Origin of the sequence: Rhodococcus sp. SMB37 (genome assembly GCF_004345605.1) — a bacterium.
GTDB lineage: Bacteria > Actinomycetota > Actinomycetes > Mycobacteriales > Mycobacteriaceae > Rhodococcus.
In genome coordinates this window covers 382,660-396,866 of record NZ_SLVY01000002.1, presented here as the reverse complement: position 1 = coordinate 396,866, position 14,207 = coordinate 382,660, and the positions used below count along the sequence as shown (strand labels likewise).

Sequence of the window (14,207 nt, the reverse complement as noted above, 5' to 3'; positions counted from 1 at the left end):
CGCCCCATGAGACGCCTGCTGATGGTTGCGCTCCTCGCGCTGGTCGCGTTCCTTGCCGCTGCGTGCGGGGAGGGAGGTGGTGGCAGCGGCTCGGGACCCACGACCGATTCCGGACCTGCATTGTCGGAGTCCACGCCGGCGCTCACCGACGGTGCCCGCTCCTCGTCGCCGGCCGGCGAGGCAGAACCGGACCGGAAGGAGGTTGTGACCGGACGCATCATGCTCACCGCAGACGATCCTGTCGCGACCGGTCGAGATGTGGTCACCATCGTGGAAGACGCCGACGGTCGCGTCGACTCGATCACCGAACGGCCGGAATCGAGCAGTGTGCTCACCGTCCGTGTCCCCGCCGACGGGCTCGACGCTGTGATCGACGATGTGCGGCAACTCGGCCGCGTCACGAGCCTGACCACGAGCCGCGACGACGTCACCCTGCAGTACACCGACCTCGAGGCCCGGGTCGGTGCGCTCCGCGCCTCGGTTGACCGGTTGCGCACGCTCATCGAGACGGCCGACAACACCGCCGACGTCATCGAAGCGGAAAATGCTCTGGCCGAGCGGCAGGCCGACCTCGACAGCCTCGAAGCCCAGCGTCGGCAACTGGCCGACATGGTCGACCTGTCGACGCTCACCGTCGACATCAGCACACAGCAGCGGCCGTCGGACAGCGACAGCTTCTGGGACGGCGTCGTCGAGGGATGGAACAGCCTGTGGACGACCCTGGGGGCCGCGGTGGTCGCAGCGGGTGTCGCGCTACCGTGGTTGGCGTTCCTGATCGTGTGCGCCGGCATTCTCTACCTGGTGATCCGGTTGATCGCCCGATCGGGACGGCCTTCTGCCGGAAATCCCGGCGAAGCCACCGACGAGAGGACCGACAACGATGCGTGAGGTCGATCTGGGTGCACTGGAAACCGCACTCGCCGAGGGGGCGCCCGTCATCGATGTGCGCGAACTCGACGAATACGTCCAGGTGCGGGTTCCGGGCGTGACGCACATTCCGCTCAGCGAATTCGTCGCACGAGTCGAGGAGATTCCTGCAGCCGAGACCGTGTACATCATCTGCGCGGTGGGTGGACGCAGCCTGCAGGCCGCCGACTACCTGTCCGGGCGTGGCATCAACGCGGTCTCCGTTGCCGGTGGCACCGACGGATGGCAGCAGTCGGGCCGTCCCGTCGAGAGCGGCGCCTAGCAGTCGCCCTCGTCCGACAAACGGTACAGTCCGAACGAATGGCACACTGCGGCTGTTCAACGAGGCGAAGGATTCATTCGCTCAGAGGCATGGAACTCGGATCAGACCGCGCCGTCGAACCCGTGCTGACGCCACGCCTCGTAGGCCACCACCGCGGCGGCATTCGACAGGTTCAGCGATCGACGCCCGGGCAGCATCGGAATACGGACCTGCGCCGTGACATGCGGATCAGCGAGCACCTCATCGGACAGGCCGGTCGGTTCGGGACCGAACAATAGGACGTCACCCGGCCGGTACTCGATGTCGGCGTAGCTGTTCTCGGCGTGTGCCGTGAACGCGAAGACACGCTCCGGATTCAGGGCCTCCCATGCCGCCTGGAGATCGGCATGCACCGTCACCGATGCCAGATCGTGGTAGTCGAGCCCGGCCCGACGCAGTTTCGGCTCGGACAGGTCGAATCCGAGGGGTTCCACGAGGTGCAACTCGTCGCCGGTCGCGGCGACCATTCTGATCGCATTCCCCGTATTCGGTGGAATACGGGGCTCATGGAACATCACTCGGAACACTCGATCCAGCGTGCCAGCCGGACCGCGGCTGCGCGCACGCGGGGGTTACGAACTGCTCGACATCCTGTGAACAAACATGACCGAATGTGTGTCACAAGGCGTGTGAAGCCAGCCGGGTGGGCGCGTACCCGGAGGCGTGTAGCACCCACGAACCGACATCCGTCGGTGAGATGCTCACTGAGGCGAGACCCGGTGCAGACGAGACACCTGCGACGGCACGGCGGGTCTTGTCGGACCCCTCTGCGAGCATGATCATCGTGACATACCGCGACCGCCCGGCCCGGCACGGAACCGAGCATCCGATCGCGGCCCTGACGACGCAGAGCCGCCGGATCGTGGCGGGCGACCATGACCATAACCACGATCCGGTGCGGACGGTTACCGCCACCACACAGGGCATACCCGAGCCGGAGGTCCGGTGATGGCCCGGGTTCGAGATCCCGCACGGCTGGACAGCACAGGCCTACAAGTACGCGCTCGACCCCACCCCGGCACAGATGCGGGCGTTACGCTCGCACGCCGGAGGTGCCCGCAAAGCACACAACACGATGCTCGCGCTGGCGGATGCGGCGTTGGCGCAGATCCGGCGGATGCTCGGCTACAAGACCCGGTGGTACGGGTCGGTGCTGGTGGAGGCCGACCGCTATTTTCCTTCCAGCAAGATGTGTTCGGGGTGTGGCAGGCGAAAACCAAACCTGACGCTCGCGGACCGGATGTATGTGTGTGAGCACTGCGGTGTGACGATCGATCGTGATCGTAATGCCGCGATCAACCTCGCCCGCCTCGGCGAGACCCACCGCACGGGTGATACGGGGACCGGTACCGGGAGTAGCCCGGCCGCCACCGATTCGGGTGGGGACGGACGTGGAGCCACGCAGGAGTCCGCGACCACGCCAGTGGTCAACGCAGCAGGCGATGAAGCGTCAACCCGGCACGACGACACTGTCGGTGAGACCGGGACTGTTTCACCGGAAGGTGAGGCTGCCTGATGGCGGAGCACATCGAGTGTGTTCATGTTTGCTCACCAGAAGGCAACGGATGTGGCGCCGGCCGGGAGCTGTTTGAATCGGGCGGTCGGAAGCACAGCGAGACCGCGGAGGCGAACCATCGCGATGACACGCAGACACGGGGTCCGTCTGGCTCCGCGCGACGCCCTGCACGTGTTCGTCGAGGAGGTGAACCCGGACGACCCACCTGCGGTCATGGTGAGTTTCTACGTCTTTGACACGGAACGGGGCGCGAACCCGATCCGCACGCGTGCCGAGGCGACGACCTGGTTCCTCGATCGATTGCATCGGACCCCGGCGCTTCGCCGACGTCTGCATCGAGTTCCCGCCGACCTCGACTACCCGTACTGGGTCGAGGCGGACATCGACCCGGATCACCACATCCGTTTCACCACGGTCGGCCGCACCACCCGCAGCGAACTGCACAGGCTCATGGCCTCGATGAAGGAACGCTCCCTCGACCCGGCCCGGCCGCTGTGGGAGGTGCATGTCCTGACCGGCATCCGAGGTGTCGACGACCTCCCGGACGCGTCGACCATCGTCGCGCTGCGTATGCACCATTCGATCACCGACGGACTGGGTGCCGCCGAGATCGCCCGTGCGCTGTTCGACGACCCGGACGCCGCGCCCACCGGGAGAGGGGCGCCCACCTCGGTTCCGGGAGCGCTCCGCGCGGCCTCGGCACTACCCTTTCGGTTTGCGCGTATGGCACCCGCGGTCCTCGCCGCCCTCCGCGCGCGCAAGGCGCTGACCACACTGACCGCAGCGGGGACGATCGCCGCACCGACGCCGCACCGTCCACGAACGCGTTTCGACACCGGCGGCAGCGGGCCCCGGCGGTTCGGCCGGGTCCGCATGGATCTGCGCGACGTCCGGACCCTCGCTCGCGCGACCGGAACATCCGTCAACGACGTGATCCTGACAGTGGTCGCGGGCGGCCTGCACTCGTATCTCCAGCATCACGGTGAGACCCCGCCCGCTTCGCTCGCGGCGATCGTTCCCCGGTCGACCCGACGCAGATCCGGCGTCGAAACAGGGCACGTCGAAACAGGGAAGACCCGTGCGGCGAACGAGGTCACGCTCATGTATGTCGACCTGCACACCGACCACGCAGACCCGCTCGGGCGACTTCGCCTCGTCCGGGAGTCGGCGAACCTGGAGAAGCAGCGTGTCTCGCGTCCGGAAACGGCGGCGACCACTGCCCCTGTCGATGTCTCGCCCGCCCTGGACCTGAAAGTGTCGTTCCGTCGTGCCCGCGACCGGCAGATCGCCTCGAGCAGTGACGTCGTAGCGCTGGCGAACACCACGGTGACCAATGTGCCCCGCGGTACGGTCGAGGGCCTCCGATTCGGCGACAGCCCGGTGGTGGAAGCGCTCGGCACGCCGATGCTCAACCGAAAATTCGACCTCGTCCATGCGGTGGCATCGCTCGGTGACGTTCTGGATCTGACGTTCCTGGTGAGCGATTCGTCGATGCCGGACCCCGAGGACTACGAACGGCGGCTCGCATCGGCCTTCGAAGATCTGTGCCGGGCCGGCGCCCCCGGCGACAATCCGATGGACGCTGGCGGCTGATCCCCGCCGGGGAAGATGCGACACCGCCTGCCGTGGGCGAGCGGATACCTGGAAGAATGAGTGACGTGACTGCGACCATCCTGGACGGCAAAGCAACCCGCGACGAAATCTTCGAGGACCTGGTGGTCCGTGTGGCAGCGCTGAAGGACAAGGGCATCACGCCCGGCCTCGGCACGATCCTGGTGGGCGACGACCCCGGATCTGCAGCGTATGTGCGCGGCAAGCACAACGACTGCGCCAAGGTCGGCATCACCTCGATCCGCAAGGATCTGCCCGCCGATATCACTCAGGAGCAGCTCGAAGCGGCGATCGATGAACTCAACGCCGACCCCGCATGCACGGGCTACATCGTGCAGCTGCCGTTGCCGAAGCACCTCGACGAGAACGCCGCCCTCGAGCGCATCGATCCCGCCAAGGACGCCGACGGACTGCATCCCGTCAACCTCGGACGCCTGGTGCTCGGCAAGGAAGCCGCGTTGCCGTGCACCCCGCGCGGCATCGTCCACCTGCTGCGTCGCTACGAGGTGCCGATCAACGGCGCCCACGTGGTGGTCATCGGCCGCGGCGTGACCGTGGGCCGCCCGATCGGGCTGCTGCTGACCCGACGCAGCGAGAACGCGACCGTGACGCTGTGCCACACCGGTACCAAGGACCTGGCCGCCGAGGTGAAGCGCGCCGACATCATCGTCGCCGCGGCGGGCGTGCCTGCACTCATCACCGCCGACATGGTCAAGCCCGGTGCAGCTGTGCTCGACGTGGGTGTCTCGCGCACTGCCGACGGCCTGCGCGGCGACGTCGCCGACGACGTCCGTGACGTCGCAGGGTTCATCTCCCCGAACCCTGGCGGTGTCGGACCGCTCACCCGCGCGTTCCTGCTGACGAACGTCGTCGAACGCGCCGAGCACGACGCCGGTCTCTGAGCGACCTGCAGATGGACAGTTCGGCGCGACTCACACGACTGAACCTGCCGCTGCTGGCGGTCACCCTGGTGATCGCCGCAGCGGTGGTCCTCGTGCTGGCCGATCGCTGGCGCCGGGGCGCTTTCGTGTTCGGCGGTGCGATGATCCTTGCGGGAATCCTCAGGTGGGCTCTCGACTCGGATCAAGTGGGTGTGCTCGCGGTGCGAAGCAAACGTTTCGACGTGGCCGCGATGCTCGCGATGGGCGGAGCGATCGTGACACTGGCAGTTTCGATCGATCCGCTCGGCACCGGATAGAGCACACGGCTTTCAGGCGTCCGCCAGCTCCATCAGCTCGACGAGCAGCTTCGCGACCGCATCGGCCTCGGTGAGGAAGCCGTCGTGTCCGTCGCGTGATTCGAGGACGCGCAGCCGGTCGCAGTGGGGCAGACCGTCTGCGATCTCCTGCTGCAATCGGATCGGGTAGAGCCGGTCGGAATCGACACCTGCGACGATCGTCGGCACACGCGTGCTCCTCAACGCGGCCTCGATGCCACCGCGACCGCGGCCCACGTCGTGCCGGTTCATGGCGTCGCTGAGCACCACATAGGTCCCGGGATCGAACCGATTGACGAGTTTCGACGCCTGGTGGTCGAGATAGCTCTGCACCGCGTAGCGCCCATCACGCCACGGATCCTCGTCGCCTTGAGGAAGATTCGCGAACCGCGAGTCGAGTTCTTCCTCGCTGCGATACGACAGGTGGGCCATGCGGCGGGCGATTCCCAGCCCGGCCTCCGGTCGGCGGCCACTCTCGTAGTAGTCGCCGCCCTGCCAGTCCGGATCCGCCATGATGGCAGCGATCTGAGTGCTCTGGACACCGATCTGATCGGCGGTTGCGCGGGCACCCACTGCGAGGACCAGTGCCGCCCGCACCCGGTTCGGGTGGGTGACGATCCATTCGAGCGAACGCATGCCGCCCATCGAGCCGCCCGTCACCGCGGCCAACGCGTCGATGCCGAGAGTATCGAGAAGGGCGGCTTCCGCGGTGATCTGATCGCGAATGGTGATCCGGGGGAATCGCGAGCCCCACGGTTTGCCGTCGGGTGCGGTGCTGCTCGGTCCGGTGGTCCCTTGGCATCCGCCGAGGACGTTCGTGGCCACCACGCACCACCGGTCGGTGTCGATCGGGGCACCGGGGCCTACCATGCCGGACCACCAGCCGGGGGACGGGTGATCCGGTCCGGCGGGCCCGGTGATGTGCGAGTCGCCGGTCAGGGCGTGCTCGACGAGTACGACGTTGTCGCGGGTGGGCGACAGCGCGCCCCACCGCTGCAGAGCAACGGTGACGTCGGGAAGGATGTCGCCGCTCTCGAGGGTGATGTTGCCGATGTCGACGGTGCCGAGCTGTCCGTCTTCCGCGGGGAGTTCGATCCGCCGACGGTTGGTACCTGCTGTCAAGATGCGACCGCCTCGAGGCCGGTGGTGATGGTCATCGTGTCCTACTCGCCATGTCGGAGGGCTGGAAGGGAAGCCGGTATCGACAGTTCATCAGCATTTCGAACCTCCCAGGAGCCGGCTTGTCGTCTGCGGTGCGCCGACGACCGTGTCCTCACCCGGAGCACCCCACCCTGGCCGGAGGGTTGCCGACCAGCAAGCCGGGGCTTCGCGCTGGCACTCATGACCTCGTCGGAAGTCTAACGGCTGGGTTCCACGGTCCGATAGGCGGCTCTCGACCTCTCTCCGGCCGGTGTCGGGAGGGGTAAAAGTTACCGGTCAGTAGTGTTTGCGAGGGGTGTGACCGGGGTTGTGTGCGTATCGAATAGCAGTACGCTTGTTCTGTTTGGCTCCGCACCGGACGCGTGCAGAGCCACGCTCGGATACCTGAGCCGAAGGCGGCCGTATTCCTGAAGTGCGGCCGATCGGGGACTCGACTGCCGTCCAAGGAGGACACGAACCGCGTATGTCCAAGATCAAGGTTGAGGGTAAGGTCGTCGAACTCGACGGCGACGAGATGACTCGCATCATCTGGCAGTTCATCAAAGACAAGCTCATCCATCCCTACCTGGATGTGGATCTCGAGTACTACGACCTCGGCATCGAGAATCGCGATGCGACCGACGACCAGGTCACCATCGACTCCGCACACGCCATCAAGAAGTACGGCGTCGGCGTCAAGTGCGCGACCATCACCCCCGACGAAGCGCGCGTCGAGGAGTTCGGCCTGAAGAAGATGTGGCGTTCGCCCAACGGAACCATCCGTAACATTCTCGGCGGCACCATTTTCCGCGCGCCCATCATCATCTCCAACGTGCCGAGGCTGGTTCCGGGCTGGACCAAGCCGGTCATCGTCGGTCGTCACGCATTCGGCGACCAGTACCGCGCGACCGACTTCAAGGTCCCCGGAGCCGGCACTGTCACCATCACCTACACACCGGACGATGGCTCCGAGCCGATCGAGCACGAGGTCTGCAGGATTCCCGAGGACGGCGGCGTCGTCATGGGGATGTACAACTACAAGAAGTCCATCCAGGACTTCGCGCGCGCCTCACTGTCCTACGGTCTGCAGCGCAACTACCCGGTCTACCTGTCGACCAAGAACACGATCCTCAAGGCCTACGACGGCATGTTCAAGGACGAGTTCCAGCGGATCTACGAGGAAGAGTTCAAGGCGGAGTTCGACGCTGCAGGACTCACCTACGAACACCGCCTCATCGACGACATGGTGGCGTCGTCCCTCAAGTGGGAGGGCGGCTACGTCTGGGCCTGCAAGAACTATGACGGTGACGTCCAGTCGGACACCGTGGCGCAGGGTTACGGCTCTCTCGGCCTGATGACCTCAGTGTTGATGACACCGGACGGCAAGACCGTCGAGGCGGAGGCTGCACACGGCACCGTCACCCGGCACTACCGGCAGCACCAGCAGGGCAAGCCGACGTCGACCAACCCGATTGCGTCGATCTTCGCCTGGACCCGAGGTCTCGAGCACCGCGGCAAACTCGACAACACTCCCGACGTGATCGAGTTCGCGCAGGCGCTCGAAGACGTTGTCATCAAGACCGTCGAGGCGGGCATCATGACCAAGGATCTCGCGCTGCTCGTCGGCCCCGAACAGTCGTGGCTGACCACCGAGGAGTTCCTCGGTGCGCTCGACGAGAACCTGCAGAAGGCCCGCGCCTCGCACTAGAAGCCCGTCGCTTCGATGATCGGAGTGCATGACGACACGGGACGTCCTATCAGGGGCGTCCCGTGTTTCCTGTCCGTCGGCGGTGTCGGATACGGTGTCCGGCGTGTCCCTCACCATCACCACCGTGAACGTCAACGGCGTGCGCGCAGCGGCCGGCAAGGGCCTGCTCGCGTGGCTCGAAACCTCCTCTGCGGACGTCGTCTGTCTCCAGGAAGTACGTGCGAGCGAGAAGCAGTTCCACACCGCGATCGCGCCGGCGCTGGACGCCGGTTGGCATGTCGGGGGAGCCGAGGCGTCTGCAAAGGGACGCGCGGGCGTTGCGATACTGTCGCGCATACCGGCGGACGCCGTGCGTGTGGGTTTCGACGTCGAGGAGTTCGCCGACTCGGGCCGCTACATCGAGGCGGATTTCGGGGACGTGACGATCGGCAGTCTGTACCTGCCCACCGGTGAAGCAGATACCCCGAAGCAGGATGACAAGGAGCGCTTCATGAAGGGCTTCGCCGCGTACCTGGGGGAGCGCGCGGCCGACGTCATCGCGGCAGGCCGCGACATGGTGGTGTGCGGCGACTGGAACATCGCCCACACCGAGCGCGACATCAAGAACTGGAAGGGCAACGTCAAGAAGTCCGGTTTCCTGCCCGGCGAGCGGGCCTGGATGGATGACCTGCTCGCGACCGGTCGATGGCTCGACGTCGCACGCGACCTGCACGGCGACGTCGCAGGCCCCTATTCCTGGTGGTCGTACCGCGGCAAGGCCTTCGACGCCGACGCCGGCTGGCGGATCGACTACCACCTCGTGACCCCGGCCCTGGCTGTCCGGGCGACCGACGCGCGGGTCGAGCGCGCCGCGACCTATGCCGAGCGCTGGTCGGACCACGCCCCGGTCACCGTCACGTTCGAGTAGGCGTCGTCGATCGCGACGGCGATCACGACGGCACTTCTCGACCTCGTTCGGCCCCGGAAACCGGTGCGTGAAATTATCGAGGTCATGTCGACTGCAGATCAGAACGCCACAGCGCAGGACGCCCGCCCCGCCGCGCGGCCACGGGTGCTCTCGGGTATCCAGCCCACGTCGGATTCGTTCCACCTCGGGAACTTCCTCGGTGCGTTGCAGCAGTGGGTTCCTGCGCAGGACGAGAACGACGCCTTCTACTTCATCCCTGACCTGCACGCCATCACCGTGCCGCAGAAGCCGAAGGAACTGCGCAAGCGGGTCCTCGTCGCGGCTGCGCAGTTGCTGGCTATCGGGATCGACCCGGAGCGCTCCGTGCTGTTCGTGCAGAGCCAGGTTCCCGAGCACGCCGAGCTGTCCTGGGTGCTCAACTGCCTCACCGGTTTCGGTGAGGCGAGCCGCATGACGCAGTTCAAGGACAAGTCCGCCAAGCAGGGCTCCGAGCACGCCAGCGTCGGCCTGTTCACCTACCCGGTGCTCATGGCTGCGGACATCCTGCTCTACCGCGCCCACCAGGTCCCGGTCGGTGAGGACCAGCGGCAGCACCTCGAGCTCACCCGCGACCTCGCGCAGCGCTTCAACAAGCGTTTCGGGAAGACCTTCGTCGTCCCGGAAGCCCTGATCGTCAAGGGCACCGCCAAGATCTACGATCTGCAGGATCCCACGTCGAAGATGAGCAAGTCGGCAGCTACCGACGCCGGCCTGATCAATCTGCTCGACGATCCGAAGGTCTCGGCGAAGAAGATCAAGTCGGCGGTGACCGACAACGACCGCGAGATCCGGTTCGATCCGGAGCGCAAGCCGGGCGTGAGCAACCTGCTCACCATCCAGTCGGCGCTGTCGGGCCGCTCGATCGACGAACTCGTCGCCGGGTACGAAGGCAAGGGCTACGGCGACCTCAAGGGCGACACCGCAGAGGTACTCACCGAGTTCGTCACACCGTTGCGAGCGAAGGTGGACGAGTACCTCGCTGACGAGGCGGAACTGCTCCGAATTCTGTCGAACGGTGCGGACCGGGCACGTGAGGTGGCTTCCCGGACACTGGCCCAGGTCTATGACAAGGTGGGATTCCTACCGCGAAAGTGATTGCGTAAGGAGACCCAGATGGTCGGTGGCCCCGACGTCGACGACAAGCCCGGATTCCTCGAACGCCAACGTGCGGCCCGGCCGTGGCTCGACCATCTGGTGCGTTCCGGTATGCGATATCAGGAGCACAAGGGCAGCTACTACGCCGCGGGTCTCACATACTTCACGGTCCTCGCGATCGTCCCGGTCATCATGGTCGCGTTCTCGATTGCCGGTTTCGTCCTCGCCGGTCGGCCGGAGATGCTCGAGCAGATCAGCGATGCGATCACCGAGAACATCCCCGGTGAGCTCGGCAGCACGGTCCAGGGAATCATCGATTCCGCGATCGATTCCCGCGGTGCGGTAGGTGTCATCGGTCTGATCACCGCGTCGTACGCCGGTCTCGGCTGGATGGCGAACCTGCGTGACGCGCTCACTGCGATGTGGGACAACCCGCGCGAGAAGGGCAACTTCCTCGTCGTGAAGCTCAAGGACGGCGGTGCGCTGATCAGTCTGGGTCTCGCGATGATCGTGTCGTTGGGGTTGTCGGCGGTCAGTAGCGGGCCGGTGATGCGGTGGATCGTGGAACTGCTGAACATCGAGAACATCGTCGGGGTGGGCGTGCTGCTGCGTATCGCGGCGCTCCTCATCGCGACCGCCGCCACAAGCGCGGTGTTCACCTGGGTCATTGCGCGTTTGCCACGCGAACCGGTCACGTTCCGCAGTGCGATCCTCGCCGGCGTGATCGCAGGCGTCGGCTTCGAGATCCTCAAGCAGGCCGGATCGATCTACTTGGAGAGGGTCCTCCAGGGACCCGCGGGCGTCGCGTTCGGCCCGATTCTCGGCATCCTCGTGTTCGGAAACATCACCGCGCAGCTCGTGTTGTTCTGCACCGCGTTTGCCGCGTCGACGAAGGCGAATCTCGCGCTCGCGCACGTTCCCGCACCGGATCCCGCGGTGATCACGCCTCGTGTCCAGGTCCAGGAGGGCCCGGGTGTGCGCGGGGGACTGGCTCTGCTCGGCGCGGGTGTGCTCGGCGGCGCGCTCGTCGGCGCCAGAGCACGCCGTAGCGGTACCGGGCGTGCACGCCACTGATCGGGTTCCCGGCTCGGATGTGAACTGCGGGTGTAGTCGTTCCCGGCTGAGAGCACACGGTTCTTGAACATCGAAGGCCCGCACACGAGTGTGCGGGCCTTCGATGGGGCTGCAGAGGTGGTCTGCTGTCAGCGTGCAAACATCAACGCACGCTTGACTTCCTGGATCGCCTTCGTCACCTGGATGCCGCGAGGGCACGCGTCGGTGCAGTTGAAGGTGGTACGGCAGCGCCACACACCTTCCTTGTCGTTGAGAATATCCAGACGCTCGGCGGCACCTTCGTCACGCGAATCGAAGATGAAGCGGTGAGCGTTGACGATGGCAGCGGGACCGAAGTAGCTGCCGTCGCTCCAGTACACCGGGCACGAGGTGGTGCAGCACGCACACAGGATGCACTTGGTGGTGTCATCGAAACGTGCGCGGTCGTGCTGCGACTGGATGCGCTCGCGGGTCGGCTCGTTACCGGTCGCGATGAGGAACGGCTTGACGGCACGGAACGCGTCGAAGAACGGCTCCATGTCGACGATGAGGTCCTTCTCGACCGGAAGACCGCGGATGGGCTCGATCGTGATGGTGACCGGCTTCCCGTCCTTGGGCAGCATGTCCTTCATCAGGATCTTGCAGGCCAGGCGGTTGACGCCGTTGATCCGCATCGCGTCGGAGCCGCAGACACCGTGTGCGCAGCTGCGGCGGAACGTGAGGGTGCCGTCGAGGTAGCCCTTCACGTACAGCAGCAGGTTGAGCATGCGGTCGGTGGGAAGCGCGGGAACCTGGAAGGAATCCCAGTGCTGGCCCTTGTCGTCCTCCGGGTTGAACCGGGCGATCTTGAGCGTGACCATGGTCGCGCCCTCGGGCACGGGAGGCAGCTCGGACGCGGGGGCGTTGTCGTTCTTCTCGAGAGTTGTCATCAGTACTTACGCTCCATGGGCTCGTACCGGGTCTGGACCACCGGCTTGTAGTCCAGGCGGATGTCGGAGATCAGGTCCTCGCCCACCTTGTAAGCCATGGTGTGCTTCATGTAGGTCGCGTCGTCCCGGTTCGGGTAGTCCTCGCGTGCGTGACCGCCACGCGATTCCTTGCGATTGAGGGCACCGACGACGGTCACCTCGGCCATCTCGAGCAGGAAGCCGAGCTCGACTGCCTCGAGCAGGTCGCTGTTGTAGCGCTTGCCCTTGTCATGGACCGTGATTTCCTTGTAGCGCTTCTTCAGCTCGTGGATGTCGTTGAGCGCTTGGGTCAGCGTCTCCTCGGTGCGGAACACCGACGCGTTGTTGTCCATCGACTGCTGGAGGTCGCGACGGATATCGGCGACGCGCTCGCTGCCCCCCTGGTGGAGGATCAGGTCGAGCCAGTCATCGACGTACCTCGTCGGGTTCTCCGGCATGTCCACGTGGTCGTGGCTGTTCGCGTACTCCGCGGCAGCGATGCCGGCGCGGCGGCCGAACACGTTGATGTCGAGGAGCGAGTTGGTGCCGAGGCGATTGGCGCCGTGCACGGACACGCATGCGCACTCGCCGGCCGCGTACAGACCCGGGACGACGTTGTCGTTGTCGCGGAGCACCTCACCCTCGACATTGGTGGGAATACCACCCATGACGTAGTGGCAGGTGGGGTACACGGGAACGAGCTCGGTGACCGGGTCGACGCCGAGATAGGTGCGCGCGAACTCCGTGATGTCGGGGAGCTTCTCCTCGAGGACGTCTTCGCCCAGGTGGGTCACGTCGATGTAGACGTAGTCCTTGTTCGGTCCGGCACCGCGGCCTTCGAGCACCTCGAGAACCATCGAGCGCGCGACGATGTCGCGGGGGGCGAGGTCCTTGATGGTGGGTGCGTACCGCTCCATGAAGCGCTCGCCGTCGACGTTGCGTAGGATGCCACCCTCACCGCGGACCGCCTCCGAGATGAGAATGCCGAGTCCGGCCAGTCCCGTCGGATGGAATTGATGGAATTCCATGTCCTCGAGCGGCAGGCCCTTACGGAAGATGATGCCCAGGCCGTCACCGGTGAGGGTGTGGGCGTTGGACGTCGTCTTGTACATACGGCCCGAGCCGCCCGTGGCGAACACGATCGACTTCGCGTGGAAGACGTGGATCTCACCCGTGGCGAGCTCGTAGGCGATGACACCCGTCGCGACCGGACCGTTCTCGGTCTCGGTCAGCGCGATGTCGAGCGCGTAGAACTCGTTGAAGAACTCCACGTCGTGCTTGACACAGTTCTGGTACAGCGTCTGCAGGATCATGTGTCCCGTGCGGTCGGCTGCGTAGCACGCGCGACGGACGGGGGCCTTGCCGTGGTCGCGGGTGTGGCCACCGAATCGACGCTGGTCGATCTTGCCCTCGGGCGTGCGGTTGAACGGAAGACCCATCTTCTCGAGGTCGAGGACGGCGTCGATGGCTTCCTTCGCCATGATCTCGACGGCGTCCTGGTCGGCGAGGTAGTCGCCGCCCTTGACGGTGTCGAATGTGTGCCACTCCCAGTTGTCTTCCTCGACGTTCGCCAGGGCGGCGCACATGCCACCCTGTGCGGCGCCGGTGTGGCTGCGAGTGGGGTAGAGCTTGGTCAGAACCGCGGTGCGGGCCCGGGGGCCGGCTTCGATCGCGGCGCGCATTCCGGCGCCGCCTGCACCGACGATGACCACGTCATAACGATGTTCCTGCATGAAGTCTTGGCTCC

14 protein-coding genes, 1 pseudogene and 1 riboswitch are annotated in these 14,207 nt (G+C 65.8%); of the genes and pseudogenes, 11 read left to right on the top strand and 4 right to left on the bottom strand.

All coding sequences use genetic code 11. The annotated features are described in order from the left end of the window. Nucleotides 1–6 precede the first annotated feature (6 nt). Nucleotides 7–888 carry a DUF4349 domain-containing protein gene (locus tag EV641_RS05225; RefSeq protein WP_054719253.1) on the top strand — a complete coding sequence of 294 codons (882 nt, stop codon included), beginning with the start codon at nucleotides 7–9 and terminating at the stop codon, nucleotides 886–888. Then, nucleotides 881–1,189: a rhodanese-like domain-containing protein gene (locus tag EV641_RS05220; protein WP_054719257.1), complete on the top strand. Its 309-nt coding sequence runs from the start codon at nucleotides 881–883 to the stop codon at nucleotides 1,187–1,189. Before EV641_RS05225 ends, EV641_RS05220 begins: the two co-directional genes overlap by 8 nt. 101 nt (nucleotides 1,190–1,290) lie before the next feature. Here the strand turns inward: EV641_RS05220 and EV641_RS05215 are convergent, their stop codons facing one another. Next, the gene (locus EV641_RS05215; RefSeq protein WP_054719260.1) at nucleotides 1,291–1,755 is read right to left on the bottom strand and encodes a tRNA (cytidine(34)-2'-O)-methyltransferase; all 465 of its coding nucleotides are present in this window, start codon (nucleotides 1,753–1,755) and stop codon (nucleotides 1,291–1,293) included. A 218-nt stretch (nucleotides 1,756–1,973) separates the two neighbouring features. Between EV641_RS05215 and EV641_RS29660 the strand changes: the two are divergent. The 5 genes and pseudogenes from EV641_RS29660 to EV641_RS05195 form a co-directional block, all read left to right on the top strand. Next, nucleotides 1,974–2,093 (top strand): annotated as a pseudogene (locus EV641_RS29660) (IS607 family transposase); the annotation flags it as partial. Nucleotides 2,094–2,192: 99 nt separating this feature from the next. Next, complete coding sequence (locus tag EV641_RS05210; protein ID WP_277874479.1) at nucleotides 2,193–2,744, top strand: zinc ribbon domain-containing protein; 552 nt, start codon at nucleotides 2,193–2,195, stop codon at nucleotides 2,742–2,744. 123 nt (nucleotides 2,745–2,867) lie between these two features. Then, nucleotides 2,868–4,337 (top strand): wax ester/triacylglycerol synthase domain-containing protein, encoded by a 1,470-nt coding sequence (locus tag EV641_RS05205; RefSeq protein ID WP_199233141.1) that lies wholly within the window; start codon nucleotides 2,868–2,870, stop codon nucleotides 4,335–4,337. A gap of 65 nt (nucleotides 4,338–4,402) precedes the next feature. Beyond that, nucleotides 4,403–5,257, top strand: a complete 855-nt coding sequence (locus tag EV641_RS05200) for a bifunctional methylenetetrahydrofolate dehydrogenase/methenyltetrahydrofolate cyclohydrolase (RefSeq protein WP_199233140.1) — start codon at nucleotides 4,403–4,405, stop codon at nucleotides 5,255–5,257. Between the two features lie 11 nt (nucleotides 5,258–5,268). After that, a complete protein-coding gene (locus EV641_RS05195) occupies nucleotides 5,269–5,553 on the top strand; it encodes a DUF3017 domain-containing protein (protein ID WP_054718000.1) in 285 nt (94 codons plus the stop codon). 12 nt (nucleotides 5,554–5,565) lie between these two features. Here EV641_RS05195 and EV641_RS05190 read toward each other — a convergent pair whose 3' ends face one another. Continuing rightward, complete coding sequence (locus EV641_RS05190) at nucleotides 5,566–6,693, bottom strand: homoserine O-acetyltransferase (protein WP_132471022.1); 1,128 nt, start codon at nucleotides 6,691–6,693, stop codon at nucleotides 5,566–5,568. Between the two features lie 110 nt (nucleotides 6,694–6,803). Further along, nucleotides 6,804–6,918, bottom strand: a riboswitch (SAM riboswitch). 277 nt (nucleotides 6,919–7,195) lie between these two features. Here EV641_RS05190 and EV641_RS05185 point away from each other — a divergent pair. The 4 genes from EV641_RS05185 (at nucleotide 7,196) to EV641_RS05170 (ending at nucleotide 11,534) form a co-directional block, all read left to right on the top strand. Beyond that, a complete protein-coding gene (locus EV641_RS05185; RefSeq protein ID WP_132471021.1) occupies nucleotides 7,196–8,419 on the top strand; it encodes an NADP-dependent isocitrate dehydrogenase in 1,224 nt (407 codons plus the stop codon). Between the two features lie 103 nt (nucleotides 8,420–8,522). Continuing rightward, nucleotides 8,523–9,326: an exodeoxyribonuclease III gene (locus EV641_RS05180; RefSeq protein ID WP_241996838.1), complete on the top strand. Its 804-nt coding sequence runs from the start codon at nucleotides 8,523–8,525 to the stop codon at nucleotides 9,324–9,326. 84 nt (nucleotides 9,327–9,410) lie between these two features. Next, nucleotides 9,411–10,460: a tryptophan--tRNA ligase gene (trpS, locus tag EV641_RS05175; protein ID WP_054720404.1), complete on the top strand. Its 1,050-nt coding sequence runs from the start codon at nucleotides 9,411–9,413 to the stop codon at nucleotides 10,458–10,460. An 18-nt stretch (nucleotides 10,461–10,478) separates the two neighbouring features. Next, a complete protein-coding gene (locus EV641_RS05170; RefSeq protein ID WP_132471112.1) occupies nucleotides 10,479–11,534 on the top strand; it encodes a YhjD/YihY/BrkB family envelope integrity protein in 1,056 nt (351 codons plus the stop codon). Nucleotides 11,535–11,662: 128 nt separating this feature from the next. On the opposite strand, the gene EV641_RS05165 is transcribed toward EV641_RS05170, so the two are convergent. Both EV641_RS05165 and sdhA read right to left on the bottom strand, forming a co-directional pair. Then, complete coding sequence (locus EV641_RS05165; RefSeq protein WP_054718349.1) at nucleotides 11,663–12,442, bottom strand: succinate dehydrogenase iron-sulfur subunit; 780 nt, start codon at nucleotides 12,440–12,442, stop codon at nucleotides 11,663–11,665. Then, nucleotides 12,442–14,193, bottom strand: a complete 1,752-nt coding sequence (gene sdhA / locus EV641_RS05160; protein ID WP_054718352.1) for a succinate dehydrogenase flavoprotein subunit — start codon at nucleotides 14,191–14,193, stop codon at nucleotides 12,442–12,444. The genes EV641_RS05165 and sdhA overlap by 1 nt, the downstream gene beginning before the upstream one ends. Between the last annotated feature and the right edge of the window lie 14 nt (nucleotides 14,194–14,207).

Coding starts and splice junctions, on each gene's coding strand:
- EV641_RS05225 (WP_054719253.1), top strand. CDS start 7: ATGAGACGCCTGCTGATGGTTGCGCTCCTCGCGCTGGTCGCGTTCCTT.
- EV641_RS05220 (WP_054719257.1), top strand. CDS start 881: ATGCGTGAGGTCGATCTGGGTGCACTGGAAACCGCACTCGCCGAGGGG.
- EV641_RS05205 (WP_199233141.1), top strand. CDS start 2,868: ATGACACGCAGACACGGGGTCCGTCTGGCTCCGCGCGACGCCCTGCAC.
- EV641_RS05195 (WP_054718000.1), top strand. CDS start 5,269: ATGGACAGTTCGGCGCGACTCACACGACTGAACCTGCCGCTGCTGGCG.
- EV641_RS05185 (WP_132471021.1), top strand. CDS start 7,196: ATGTCCAAGATCAAGGTTGAGGGTAAGGTCGTCGAACTCGACGGCGAC.
- trpS (WP_054720404.1), top strand. CDS start 9,411: ATGTCGACTGCAGATCAGAACGCCACAGCGCAGGACGCCCGCCCCGCC.
- EV641_RS05170 (WP_132471112.1), top strand. CDS start 10,479: ATGGTCGGTGGCCCCGACGTCGACGACAAGCCCGGATTCCTCGAACGC.
- EV641_RS05165 (WP_054718349.1), bottom strand. CDS start 12,442: ATGACAACTCTCGAGAAGAACGACAACGCCCCCGCGTCCGAGCTGCCT.
- sdhA (WP_054718352.1), bottom strand. CDS start 14,193: ATGCAGGAACATCGTTATGACGTGGTCATCGTCGGTGCAGGCGGCGCC.